This is a genomic window from Microcoleus sp. OTE_8_concoct_300 (genome assembly GCF_031383065.1).
GTDB lineage: Bacteria > Cyanobacteriota > Cyanobacteriia > Cyanobacteriales > Microcoleaceae > Microcoleus.
On the sequence record NZ_JANMZH010000349.1, the window covers coordinates 15,160 to 28,072 of the forward strand.

The window sequence follows — 12,913 nt, forward strand, 5'->3', positions numbered from 1 at the left end:
AAACCGCTACTATACAAACAAATTCAGCCCACGCGGACTCAATATTAAAGGGGGTAAGTTAACTCAATAAATCCCTAGGGGCGGGTTGGCGAATAGCCTTAAAAAGTGCAGAGAGATTAAATAAACCCGCCCCAAACCCACTATATTACTCCCGTGCTCCAGCACTTTTGAGCAATTTCACCACGCTGGAATAACGTTTAAACTCAGCCAGCATTAAAGCTGTATAATTTCCCGGATTTTTGTGGTTTAGTTCTGCACCAGCATCAATTAAAATCTGTACAGCACCGACACAGCCCCGATGTGCAGCCCACATTACAGCGGTTGCGCCCGAATCATCGAGCAAGTTGACATCTGCACCTTTTTCGACTAATAATTGGACGATCGCCACATAACGCCGATCGCACGCTTTCATTAAAGCCGTTTTCCCCAAATCCGCCGGGACATTGGGATCAGCACCGCCGTCAAGCAAAGCCTTCACCGTCTCGGTATGTCCGTGAAATGCAGCCAGCGTCAAAGCCGTCTCCCCAAAGTTTTTAGCATTCAGATAATCAGCGGGATTTGAGTTTACTTTTTGCAGCAAAGCCGATACGATCGCACTATGGCCGTGAACAGCCGCCACCAGTAAAGGCGTATCGCCCAGCCGATTCCTAGAACCGACACTAGCACCTCGGTTTAAGAGCAATTTCACGACATCTTCGCAGCCTTCAACCACGGCAAAATTCAAAGCAGTTTCATCATCTTTATCCTTAGCGTTGATATCCGCGCCAGCATCGAGTAAGATATGGGCGATCGGCAAATTTCCCCCAGCAGCAGCGGCCATCAAAGCCGTGCCCCCATCTCCATTTTTCACATTCGCATCAGCACCCGCACGCAGCAAAGATTGCACAACATCAGTATTGCCGGAATCTGCAGCCAAAGTTAAAGCTGTTTCGCCGTCTTTGTCGCGAATTTCGACATCAGCACCAGCAGCCAACAGCGCCTCGACAACAGCCAAATTTCCCACCGTCGCAGCCTGCATCAAAGGAGTTTTGCTTTCTAGATTTTTAACATTAGCATCCGCCCCACAATTGAGCAAAATTCGCACAATTTCAGCGCTACCTTGACGGACAGCTAAAAACAGCATAGAATTGTCAGCAACAGCACCCGCTTCCACCAAAGCTTTGACAACAGCTTCGTGCCCGGATAAAGCAGCTATTTTCAGAGCCGAATCTCCATCTTTATCTCGGACATTTACATCAGCATTAGCATCAAGTAACATCCGCACAACATTGATATCGCCCTTGAGAGAAGCGGCCATCAAAGCCGTACTTCCATCATCATTTTTAGCATTAACATCAGCACCCGCAGCCAGCAACAGCCGCACAGAGTCAGCCTGCTTGTGAGCCGCCGCCAGCATCAAAGCCGTCAAGCCAAAACGCCTGCTCACATGGTTGACATTAGCGCCATTGTTTAGTAAACTACGCACAATTTCCGTATAGCCCTTTTGGGTGGCAAACATCAAAGCCGTCGTCCCCTCAGAGTCTTTGGCGTTAGGGTTAACATTCTTAGCGAGTAAAGCTTGGACGTGAATAATGTTGCCAGTCTTGGCGGCTTGGATTAATACAGTGTCTTGTTTAGTGGCAGGCATAATAGTCTCTCATACCGTATATTTTTACCATCACATGAGACGGCCTGACTGGTATGCTAAGTTTTATGAAGTATGTTTGCTAATCCTCAGAACACTATGAATCTCGAAATTCCTCAGTCAGTGAAAGTTTGGAGCCAATTCATCCACCCAGTTTTAATGTGGGTACTGCTGGCCATCTCATTTTATGCTTTGTATCTGGGCATTCAAATCCGACGTATCAGAAGTGCGGAAGGCGAACTCAAAAAAGAGTTAATTAAGGGCAAATTCAATGTCAAGCACCACCAAATGGGTTCTTTGCTGTTAGCGTTGATGGTAACGGGTGCGATCGTCGGGATGGGCGTCACCTACATCAACAACGGCAAGCTATTTGTGGGCCCGCACTTGCTAGCAGGGTTGGGAATGATGGCAATAATTGCGATCGCAGCCTCGCTGACTCCTTTGATGCAAAAAGGCAATGATTGGGCGAGAAACACTCACATCTTTCTGAATGTTGTGCTGTTAGGGCTGTTTGGCTGGCAAGCGGTATCAGGCGTGGAAATCCTGCAAAGAATTATCAGCAAAATGTGAGGATTTGGGTAATATAGCCGTTTTCAGGTAGGGACACGGCACTGCCGTATCCTATATTTCCTCGCATTGAAAACAGCTATATTGCTGTTCGCTAATTGCCTTGGTGCGAGCGGCAATTAGCGAACAGTTATTTCTGTAATATTTCCTGCAAGAAGCTTCAACAAATGAACTAATCAGGATTGCATAATAATGTCAATTTCACCCGGCTTCTTTAACTTATCTCCAAACAATGCTGTTTGTGTATTTTTAGTAAATGGTTGCTTAATATACTTTAAAGATTTTTGTGGAAAAGCTTCACGCAAAGTATCGATAGTTGTTTCGTGTGTAAAAATTCTGGCACTGGTTCTCACATAGATACTTGCTGTACTGGTCATAATTTCAGCGCATCCTTGGAAAACTGTTTGTAGCAAGTTGCGATAATCAGGCATAGATTCAAACTTACCCCGCCACTTTTCCCCTGTCCAACTAGGTCGCTCTGTCCCCCCCAACATCCACAGCCGCAACCATTGATCGTAGTGGTAATTTGTAATGCCGAAGTACGGAGGTGAAGTAAATAGAAGATTAAAACGACTCTGACTTCCAGAGTAGACTTTTTCAGCTAAATCACCAATCAATGAGGTACTATCACCCAACAGCATATTTCCATTTTCTAGGTTTGGAGCTCCTTTTGCATAACGCCATTCAACGCGCTTAGTCAGAAACTCTACCGGATCAATTTCTGGCGGGGTAAGTTGTCTTTCTCTCCACCAACCTATTGAATAGCTGGGACTCATTGCTTTTCCTTGTCGCATCTGGTTTGATAGTGAGCTTTCTCTTTTGCCGTGTAGATTGACCAGTATCATTGCCATTAGGGTTGCATCAACTGAACTATTTTTCCAATCAAGTACATCACGGGCCACCATGAGATACCGTAATACGATAGGGGAATAACAGGCAGTAAAGAATTCTGGCAAAGCATCTAATCTCTGTTGTTCAACTGAACTAGCCATTTCCCCAAGATTCTTGATGCGCGTTAACACCTCAGTCTTTGAAGCAGGTTTTAGTTTCACAAAACCATACAGCCAGCCAACAGGGTTGATTTCAATACCACAACCCGATCTCTGCATTGCTGCTGCTGCATAAACGCTTGATGCACGACCTGCAAACGGATCGATAACTGCATCTCCAGGCATTGAATACTCTTCTACAACTTTGAAGGCGAATTCTTTGGGGAACATGGCGTAGTAGGGGCCTAAGCCAGACCATCTGCCGATGGCTGTACTCAGACTGAGTTGATTTAGAGTTGAATTGCTCATCTTCAGTTTTCCGCCATTAGTTCTTTTGCAAGCTTTTCTAACACTTTATTACCAAGCCGCAGAGGGATAGCCGCTTCTGCATTTGCCGACACTAAGGGGACAAGGGCGTTAGGAAAGCGTGAAGATACCAATTGATCCAGAAGTCCAACTGCATCTGATAGACGTGGAAATTGATAGAGCTCAGCCGTTTTCAAGTCTTTATGTTCTTCTGAAAGGAAGGGTAAAGTAGCTACTATACGCGCCCCAGACTTTGTTTTGTAGAAAAACTTGCGCCCAAAGTATGTTGCCGCCCCGTAGGGTCTTGTACTATCTGAAAAAATAATGTTTTGTTTGATGTATGAATCAGTGAGTAATCCAACTGACTGGCAAGGAAAAGCACCAAAACCACCTTTTTCTTGACGATCTAAATCTTCAAAGTGTTCTACGAATGTTCCTGTTTTTTCAACCCCAATGAGGAGTATATCTTTTTGTCCATTCGCTTTTTTTGCTACAGCATTAATTCTGGATAGTTCTTGATAAACGGCTTGACTTATCCACGCGGGTTGTCCAAAAACAGCAAGTTGACCATCCAAGACAATTGCAAGTCTACCCAAGCTAGAAAGCCACTTCTTAGCCTCTAAAGACCTTAAAATATGTACCATCCAGACAGTTTCCCATACTTGCATGATCTCGCCAAATATAGCACCGTTAGTACCTGCTGGATTCATCCTTTCGTGTATGCGTAAGGCATCTGTAGAATAGAGATTTCGTGAAAGGTTACATGGACAAGTATATTGACGATTTCCACGCTCGTAATCTCTAGCTTCAGGACAATCTTCGTAAGGACATTTTTGACTGCGTTCAGTAATAGGCTTATATTTTAATAGAGCTTCGTAAGTATCAAGCAGCGATTCTCCTCCACTATCAGGGAATGCCTTAACATCTTCAAAAACTTCAAATATTGATTTTCTTAGCGAATCTTTAGCTGATTTTTCACCTTTTGAAATAACATTGCATCCCGGCAAGGCGCAGTCAATAGACTGAGCTGTCTCTATTGTTCGGAATTTTTTGGGTTCTACGGGACGATGCTGATCGAGTTCTCTCATTTTTTCAACATCTAAAATTACAGAAGCCACTGTCACATAAGAAGCCTCAGCCCCAGGGAAACCATTTTCAATCTCTACTTCTGCATGGCTCCCATCTATAGCTATTAGCCATTTCGGTATCCAGTCACCAGGCTGTATCTTGATTGGATTAAGTGTCTGGAGCGACTTTAATTGATCTGATTTACTTCGGACTTCATAACTGCCAAGTAGTTTTTTGACCCGCTCACTCTCTACAAGACGACGTAGGGGTTTATATTTAGCAAATTCTCCTTCGTATGGCATAATCTAAACCTCAAATTTTTTGACCTGAACTGGAATAACAAAAAGATTGCTCAATGTCTTAACTCTAAGGAAGCCCCGATCCTGAGCGCGACGAATTGATGATTCAAAGTCATCAAAATCATAATATTTTCGGAGTTCCTTGGTTTCATCTGTGTTATTCAAGTGCCCGATAAACCAATTAGCAGTATTTTTAAGTATATTACGTTGAATGCTGCTAACTTCCTGGGTTGCATAGACCATACCAATATGATATTTTGCACCCTCTTTTGCTGTCCGCACCCATACATTCTTGAGATCCATATCTGTTCCTACAGGCAGAAGGTTATGGGCTTCTTCCAGATAAACCAGAATTTCAGGTATTTCTTTGACTCCTTGACGAAATAAATTCTGGTTTTCTCTAAAAATATGCCACATAATCCGGTCAGCGGAAGATTGATTAATTTCAGGATCTCCACTCGATTGGTCGATAATAACCAGCCGCCCAGCTTTTAAATGTTTATAAATTTCTACTGCATAATCAGCAGTTGTGCTGTTAGTGTGTTGGTTCCGTACTTTACCAATTTGTCTAGGCCCATTAGGGCGACTAAACATTTCCAATAACTTTTTTAAATCCTCATCTGCCCAGAGATCGCCTGATGCTTTTGGACGATCGCTAACATACCATTTTTCAAATGCTTCATAACCACTATTTTTGTCCATCATAAAGTCATAAAGATGACTAAGTGCATTTGCTATTTGAGGCCATGTAGATTCTTTCTTACTCAGGATCTCAGCAGCAGATATGTGATCAGTGCTATTTTTACCTTGGCTATTCTTCATAGCCTCAAATAGCTCCTTATTAAATAATGTGTCAGTTTTTGGTTTAAGGTATGGTGAAACGGAAAAACCAGCTTGAACTAGCAGGGCACGATATACGAGGACTCGACGGTTGTAGCGAGTCATTGCACTGTAATCATTTTCAGCGGGTTTCTCAAAAATAACCTGCCGGAAGTTTTGGATGTATTTTGATCCGTCAGATGCTAATGTGGCATCAATGATATCCTTACCAATTTGAAGATTTTTCTCCTCTAAAAAGTTCAATAACATCAGCTTGCGTTTGGGATCGTTTGGATGAGACAAAATTCCATAAGTTACAACATCTTCCTCTTTGCCAGCAGCATTAGACTTCCAAATATTTTTGATAGCTGATGGATTTTTCTGTTGATTAGCATCTTGCTCATTTTCATTTGCATACTCTCCGTTTGGATCGAAAACTATCGAGCCAATTCGGAGTGGTTTTTCTTTGTCAAACCTCAGATCAAATACGGATTGAAGGATGATTTTAGTAGTATTTGATTTCCCAGTACGGGTCATACCAAATAGAGCCGTTTTTTGACCAAGTAAATCTGCTGGCAGAAGTTCCACTTGGACATTAGAAACTCCCTGGAATGATCGATTAGTAGATGCGTAGCGGATTTGACCAACAACAACAAATTTTTTTGTTTGCCAATCTTTACGATCTGGATCGCGATAATTGACTATTTGCGATAAGGCTTTATCATTTGGCTTATAGACCTTTAGACCCCGATTTGGATAGTAATTAGAAATATCGCTACCAAAACGAAGGACTAGCGAGTCTGCTACTTCACTACCCGAAGCTTGCTCTAAGAAGAAAGTGCCAATAACTTTACACTTGATACCAGCAAAAGAAAAAAGCTGGGAACTGTGACCGTCCATCATATCTGGATTATCCCAGTGTATATCTTCTCCACTAGCTCGCTGGGCAGCTTCGACTCGCACCCGCTCCGCTTCAAATGCGTTAGGAAGTGGCGCAGCATCCATAACACGCAGAAGAACTAGAGATGCGTCTTCAGTGGTGTAATCGATACCATCTTTTGGGTTGACACGGGTAGCAATTAAGAAGCTAAGGCTAGGAATTCCACCTACTTGCTTCCGGTAGTAATCGTGTATTTGAACTAAGGCTGTTTCATAGCTAATGGAATATACCTCACCGACGTACTGATTTAATTGAATTATAGATCCGAAGATTTCCTTGGCAGTTAGTTCAGCAGAGTTGGATTGATCTTCGCCAAATACCTTTTCAAGCTCTGATTTCATACGACTACTATTACTAATTAATTACTAGATATGATTTCTTGTTTCTGTCAAACTCTACGAGTTAAGCGCGATCGCCATCCGCCGCCATCCGACTCGGCACTTGCTGCATCACTTTAATCAAGCCTGAGTCAACAAACTCAGAGTGCTCTTGCAACTGTTCCCCCTCTTCCTCAGCAGGACAACTAAGCAGCAATTGAATCAGATTCAGGTAAGCTCGGAGGCGGTTTTCATCCATGAGGCGTGACCTTCAACATTTCTTATTTGCTTATTTGTACCACAAATACAAGCAGACCCAGCTAAAATGCAAGAATTATTTAATTTTCCAATCAAGCCCCTTAATTCCTAATTTTTTTTATAAATTAATTTATTTTTGGTATGTGAAGCCAACTAATTAGATTAGTCCACAGTACCACTGTTGCTCTAAATTTTGCACTTCATTAGAATTGCATTACTTTTTGAGCTTTATCGTATCTGATGCACACTTTGCAACAATCCCTCAAACCACGCAAAAAAGCAGGTTTGAGAGTTTATTGCCTATCCTTAAAAAAGGCGGCACCCAGATTTGAACTGGGGGTGGAGGTTTTGCAGACCTCTGCCTTACCACTTGGCTATGCCGCCGTCACGTCTTAAATTTGACGTTTTCTTATAGTACACCAAATCTCGAAAAATTTAACATACCTGTCAAAAATTTCGTAAAGCGCAGCTATCCCCAACGCGCGTGGGTTCCCCAAGGGTAGGGCATCGCCCTTTCCATATCCCCAAAACCCTTGTGGGAAGGTACTCTAGAACTATAGCAACGACCCGCAATAGCAGCCATGACACCACCAGTTTCTCCCCTACTCGTCGCCCAAATCACGGACACTCACTTGTTTGCAGAGATCGATCGAGAATGGCAAGGCCTCTCAACAGCCCGCACCCTGCAAGCAGTTCTCGATCGCTTGCAACAGATACAGCCGCCGCCCGACTTACTCCTACTCACAGGCGACTTATCCCAAGACGAAACACCCGAATCCTACCAGCGCCTCGTCTCCCTCATCGCCCCCCTCGGAATACCCGCCTACTGGATACCTGGGAACCACGACAACCTCCCAGTCATGGCAGAAATCTTAAATCAGTCGCCTCTTTCCCCAGAAAAATCATGGATGCTAGGAAACTGGCAATTTCTATTACTTTCGAGTGTGGAAGCGGGATGCGACGGCGGGCGGCTTTCCCCAGAAAGCTTGCATTGGCTCGACTCTCAACTGCAACAAACGGGCGATCGACCTGTTATCATTGCCTTGCACCATCATCCGCTGCCGATCGACTGTGAAATAATGGATGGAATGATGCTGCACAATACCGATGAATTTTTGGCAATTGTCGATCGATATCCTCAAATCAAAATAGTCCTCTGCGGCCACATTCACCAAGAATTTCACCAACAGCGAAGCGGAGTTTCCTACTTAGGAACGCCCAGTACCTGCCTCCAACTTTTACCCAAAAGCCATCCGATTATAGTTGACGAAATCCCGCCGGGATTTAGATTGCTTGAATTGGCGATCGACGGTACTTGGAACACCAGAGTTGAGCGAGTTGCCGCACAATCGCCATCCGATTAATATTTTTCGCTTTTTGATAACACCCTCGTCCAAGACCAGCCCACCCTCGCCGTTACCTTGGTTGACAACCATGATTCCCAACCCTTACAATCCCTAGAATCGGTGGTCGAGGCTTGGTTTAAACCCCTTGCCTACGCTTTAATCCTGCTGCGGCGCGAAGGATATCCGTGCATTTTTTACCCGGATTATTACGGCGCTAACTATAAGGATAAAGCAAATGATGGCAATGAATACGAGATTTGGTTAGACAAACATCAGGCGATTTTAGACAAATTCTTGTTAGCCCGCCAAACTTATTCCTACGGCAATCAGTACGATTACTTCCACCACGCCAACACCATTGGCTGGACGCGACTCCGAGATGAAGAACATCCGGGCGGCATGGCTGTGGTACTCACTAACGGAGGCGATGGCAGCAAGTTTATGGAAGTCGGACAACGGAATCGAACTTATATTGACATCACCGAACACATCCAAGAACCAATCACAACTAATGAGGATGGTTGGGCTGATTTTAGGTGTAACGCCGGTTCAGTTTCTGTCTGGGTTCCGCAGCCGTAAGGACTGTGTTAACGGTAAAAAGTAAAAAGCAAGATATCTTTTTACTTTTTGCTTTGATATTTTTGATAACTAAAACCTATGTATAGTTAGGACTAAAGCTCTCTCTAGAGTCATATTTTTATGCTATGCGATCGTGTATAATGTTATTTTACATAAAAAATTATGAAACTTTCAGATAAAGTTGCCGTTATTACTGGCGGCGGGTCGGGAATTGGTCGTGCAGCAGCAATTTTATTGGCCAAGGAAGGCGCAAAAGTTGCTATTATCAATCGCACTTTAGAAACCGGGCAAGAAACCGTCCGCCAGTTGGTCGATGAAGGAGGCTGCGGGCTAGCTGTTGCAGCAGATGTGGCCGATTCTGTGCAAATGCAACAGGCATTTCAAACCATTTTTGATGAATATCAAAGAATTGATATTGTGTTGGCAAATGCAGGTATTAACGGTGTATGGTCGCCGATAGAAGAGATAGAACCCGAAGAGTGGGACAAGACAATTAATACCAACCTCAGAGGAACATTTTTGACTGTTAAGTATGCTGTTCCTTATCTGAAAAAACAAGGAGGTTCGATTGTCATTACATCGTCGATTAATGGCACCAGAAGTTTCAAGAAAGTTGGCGCCACAGCTTACGCTTCCAGCAAAGCGGCCCAAGTAGCTTTAGCGAAAATGCTGGCGCTAGAGCTTGCTCCCAGCCAAATCAGAGTCAATGTTATCTGTCCGGGCGCGGTGGTGACTGCCATTGGGGAAAGCACGGTTAAGCGCCATCTTGATGACATTCCACTCCCGCCTGATGCCATTCAAGACCTGATTCCTTTGACGGATAATACCCCCGGTTCTAGCGAAGAAATCGCCCAATTAGTTTTATTTTTAGTATCCGATGCGTCCAGCTTTATCACAGGCACTGAAGTGTGGATTGATGGTGGTGGTTCTTTGATTTAAAATCTGATATAGCGGTTATTAGTCACATGAGGTATATCTTTAAAGCTAAAAACCTTTCCACTAAAGAAATTCAACATACCTTACTATAGCGAGAAAGGCTATAGGTTGCGATTAATTCTTTGAATCGGCCGGACGTAATTTGTATTAGCTCTGACCCAGCAGCGAAATCGACTGAATGAAGTACCAACCCATAGCCAAGGTTTTCCCCGCCGATCAAGAGAAATTCCAACAGTATCAAATCTTTCTCCAGTTGGCATAATCCTATCAACTGGCAACTCAAGCATATCCAGTCGGTTACTTTGACCAGTCCTATCTTGGCAGCGAACATTCAAACCTTCGGGATCTACGGCTTCCCACACCCAAGGCATGACTCCACTATTTCCGTTGACAATGCGGTAGTCTCCATTTTTGTCAGCCTCCGGATATGCGCTGGGATTTTGAACTTCGAGCAAGGGGGTAGCGACGGTTCCACCAGAAAAAGAAGGAAAGAAAACTCCGGCCGTGAAGATTAGATTAATCACAAGATTTTTGAACATAAGATTGCCCGCAAACTGATAAATTCTATTTACATATAGCCTTTCTCACCCTAGTGAGGTATGTTTAATCCCTCGATTGTCAAGCTTTTGATCTCCAAGGATATACCTCACCTGACCAAGCACCCCTATATGATATCTCAACAAATAAGTGACGTAAACGCCATAAATTTAATAAATATTCCCAAGCCTCCAGTGTTTGACAGCACTTTGCAATATCTGCGGCAGCCACTTATCGTACTGAGGATAAACAGGCAAACGCTGCACAACTTGCCATCCCGATGCTGCTAAAATTTCTGTTAAAGTTGGGTGTTGCAGGTGAGGATAATCGGGATTAACTTCATCCCGCGGCCCAATTCCTCCTAAATCTCTAGCACCTGCTTCTAAACAAGCCAGCAATATGTCTGGCTGTGCAACTAAATTTGGCGGAATTTGCAACCTGATTTCAGATGGTAAAATGCTGCGGGCGATCGCAATTACTTCGGGCATTTTTGTAGAATCAAAAACTTCACCGTCCCAACTTTGCTGATTTCCCGGACTGTGTGGCTGGAGGATAACTTCTTGAATGTGATTGTAACGCGAATGAATCCGGGCGATCGCCTCTAATGTCTCAATCCAATCGGCCTCACTTTCCCCAATTCCCAGCAGCAAACCAGTTGTGAACGGAATCTTTAATTTCCCAGCCCATTCTAACTGTTGCAGCCGCAGCGCCGGCACTTTACTCGGTGCGTGCCGGTGAACAGTTTGTAACAAATGTGGGGCAAGTTGTTCTAGCATCAGCCCCATCGATACATTTACCTTTTTTAACTGTGCCATCTCCTCAAAGCTGAGCGGCCCCACATTAGTATGCGGCAAAAATCCCAGAGCAAGTGCCAGTTCGCACAAATCGTAAATCCGCTGCAACCAAGCTTTTCGCCGTTGACTGTGAGGGTGTACCTCGCCACTGAGAATGAGAATTTCAATTACACCTTGAGTTTGCAACAGCAAAAGCTGTTTTTCGGCGGATGGTAGTGTCAGCCAAGGACTTTGCAGGGGTTCTGCCCGAAAATTGCAATAGGTGCAGCGGTTAAAACACTCGTAAGTGGGAACCAGAGTATAAGCAGGGCTGTAGGTGACGGTGCGGGACATTCCTTGGGACTTTTATCGATCGGACTTGCGCAACAACATATATCTGTGCAGTGCGAGTTTTGCGGTTGGCGATCGCAACCCTTCATCTATCTTAACACGGACGCCAGTCCCGAATCTCGTTGCCCCGGTAGATTATGAACATTCTTCTTCTCGTTCGATCGCCCACAAATTCCGTCTTCTGCTTTTAAACTCCCCATACAGCAAGCCTTGTGGCTTTATATAAGCCTTGCTTATGATAACTATAATAAAAAATGTGCTTAAAAGTCCTTTACAAACTGAAATAAAAGCTTTATGTTTATTTACATGGCGGAACACAAAGCCGTCACGAACATTGACAACCAAATACAGCAATCATAAACACATGACAACCACTTTACAACAGCGCGAAAGCGCCAATCTGTGGGAACAGTTTTGTAACTGGGTAACATCCACCGACAATCGCATTTATGTAGGTTGGTTCGGCGTCTTGATGATTCCTACCTTGCTAACTGCCACCATCTGCTACATCATCGCCTTCATCGCTGCTCCTCCTGTGGACATCGACGGCATCCGCGAACCTGTTGCAGGTTCCTTAATGTTCGGTAACAACATCATCACAGGTGCTGTTGTTCCTTCTTCAAACGCGATCGGCTTGCACTTCTACCCAATCTGGGAAGCAGCTTCTCTCGATGAGTGGTTGTACAACGGCGGCCCTTACCAATTGGTAATTTTCCACTTCCTGATCGGTGTATTTTGCTACATGGGTCGTGAATGGGAATTGTCTTACCGCTTAGGTATGCGTCCTTGGATCTGCGTCGCTTACTCTGCACCAGTTGCAGCAGCAACCGCAGTATTCTTGATTTACCCGATCGGACAAGGTTCCTTTTCTGACGGTATGCCCTTGGGTATCTCCGGCACATTCAACTTCATGATCGTGTTCCAAGCTGAGCACAACATCCTGATGCACCCGTTCCACATGTTGGGAGTAGCTGGTGTTTTCGGCGGTTCTTTGTTCTCTGCCATGCACGGTTCTTTGGTAACATCTTCCTTGGTTCGTGAAACAACCGAAACCGAATCGCAAAACTACGGTTACAAATTCGGTCAAGAAGAAGAAACCTACAACATCGTCGCAGCTCACGGCTACTTCGGTCGTTTGATTTTCCAATACGCTTCATTCAACAACAGCCGTTCTTTGCACTTCTTGTTAGGTGCATGGCCAGTA

The 12,913-nt window shown here is 44.3% G+C and carries 12 protein-coding genes and 1 tRNA gene; 5 read left to right on the forward strand and 8 right to left on the reverse strand.

The annotated features are described in order from the left end of the window. Positions 1-145: 145 nt before the first annotated feature. Positions 146-1,627, reverse strand: a complete 1,482-nt coding sequence (locus ACUVJL_RS15910) for an ankyrin repeat domain-containing protein (RefSeq protein ID WP_445246735.1) — start codon at positions 1,625-1,627, stop codon at positions 146-148. A gap of 96 nt (positions 1,628-1,723) precedes the next feature. On the opposite strand from ACUVJL_RS15910, the gene ACUVJL_RS15915 reads away from it, so the two are divergent. Next, on the forward strand, positions 1,724-2,194 hold the full coding sequence (locus ACUVJL_RS15915) for a DUF4079 domain-containing protein (RefSeq protein WP_445246736.1): 471 nt from the start codon (positions 1,724-1,726) through the stop codon (positions 2,192-2,194). 173 nt (positions 2,195-2,367) lie between these two features. Here the strand turns inward: ACUVJL_RS15915 and ACUVJL_RS15920 are convergent, their stop codons facing one another. From ACUVJL_RS15920 to ACUVJL_RS15940, 5 genes are all read right to left on the reverse strand, one after another. Next, complete coding sequence (locus ACUVJL_RS15920) at positions 2,368-3,489, reverse strand: DNA methyltransferase (RefSeq protein ID WP_445246737.1); 1,122 nt, start codon at positions 3,487-3,489, stop codon at positions 2,368-2,370. Between the two features lie 2 nt (positions 3,490-3,491). Continuing rightward, the gene (locus ACUVJL_RS15925) at positions 3,492-4,856 is read right to left on the reverse strand and encodes a DNA double-strand break repair nuclease NurA (protein WP_445246738.1); all 1,365 of its coding nucleotides are present in this window, start codon (positions 4,854-4,856) and stop codon (positions 3,492-3,494) included. Between the two features lie 3 nt (positions 4,857-4,859). After that, complete coding sequence (locus tag ACUVJL_RS15930) at positions 4,860-6,953, reverse strand: helicase HerA domain-containing protein (protein WP_445246739.1); 2,094 nt, start codon at positions 6,951-6,953, stop codon at positions 4,860-4,862. Between the two features lie 61 nt (positions 6,954-7,014). Beyond that, the gene (locus tag ACUVJL_RS15935) at positions 7,015-7,188 is read right to left on the reverse strand and encodes a hypothetical protein (RefSeq protein WP_445246740.1); all 174 of its coding nucleotides are present in this window, start codon (positions 7,186-7,188) and stop codon (positions 7,015-7,017) included. Between the two features lie 312 nt (positions 7,189-7,500). Then, a tRNA-Cys gene (locus ACUVJL_RS15940) sits at positions 7,501-7,571 on the reverse strand. Positions 7,572-7,768: 197 nt separating this feature from the next. Here ACUVJL_RS15940 and cpdA point away from each other — a divergent pair. From cpdA to ACUVJL_RS15955, 3 genes are all read left to right on the forward strand, one after another. Then, positions 7,769-8,551 carry a 3',5'-cyclic-AMP phosphodiesterase gene (cpdA, locus tag ACUVJL_RS15945; protein WP_445246741.1) on the forward strand — a complete coding sequence of 261 codons (783 nt, stop codon included), beginning with the start codon at positions 7,769-7,771 and terminating at the stop codon, positions 8,549-8,551. A gap of 57 nt (positions 8,552-8,608) precedes the next feature. Beyond that, on the forward strand, positions 8,609-9,112 hold the full coding sequence (locus ACUVJL_RS15950) for a hypothetical protein (protein WP_445246742.1): 504 nt from the start codon (positions 8,609-8,611) through the stop codon (positions 9,110-9,112). Between the two features lie 162 nt (positions 9,113-9,274). Further along, positions 9,275-10,051 carry an SDR family oxidoreductase gene (locus tag ACUVJL_RS15955; protein ID WP_445246743.1) on the forward strand — a complete coding sequence of 259 codons (777 nt, stop codon included), beginning with the start codon at positions 9,275-9,277 and terminating at the stop codon, positions 10,049-10,051. Between the two features lie 98 nt (positions 10,052-10,149). Here the strand turns inward: ACUVJL_RS15955 and ACUVJL_RS15960 are convergent, their stop codons facing one another. Together ACUVJL_RS15960 and cofG are read right to left on the reverse strand one after the other, a co-directional pair. Then, positions 10,150-10,587 carry a hypothetical protein gene (locus ACUVJL_RS15960; protein WP_445246744.1) on the reverse strand — a complete coding sequence of 146 codons (438 nt, stop codon included), beginning with the start codon at positions 10,585-10,587 and terminating at the stop codon, positions 10,150-10,152. 168 nt (positions 10,588-10,755) lie between these two features. After that, positions 10,756-11,712: a 7,8-didemethyl-8-hydroxy-5-deazariboflavin synthase subunit CofG gene (cofG, locus tag ACUVJL_RS15965; protein ID WP_445246745.1), complete on the reverse strand. Its 957-nt coding sequence runs from the start codon at positions 11,710-11,712 to the stop codon at positions 10,756-10,758. 361 nt (positions 11,713-12,073) lie between these two features. Here cofG and psbA point away from each other — a divergent pair. Continuing rightward, positions 12,074-12,913, forward strand: an 840-nt coding sequence (gene psbA / locus ACUVJL_RS15970) for a photosystem II q(b) protein (protein ID WP_445246746.1), incomplete at its 3' end; no start/stop codon positions are given.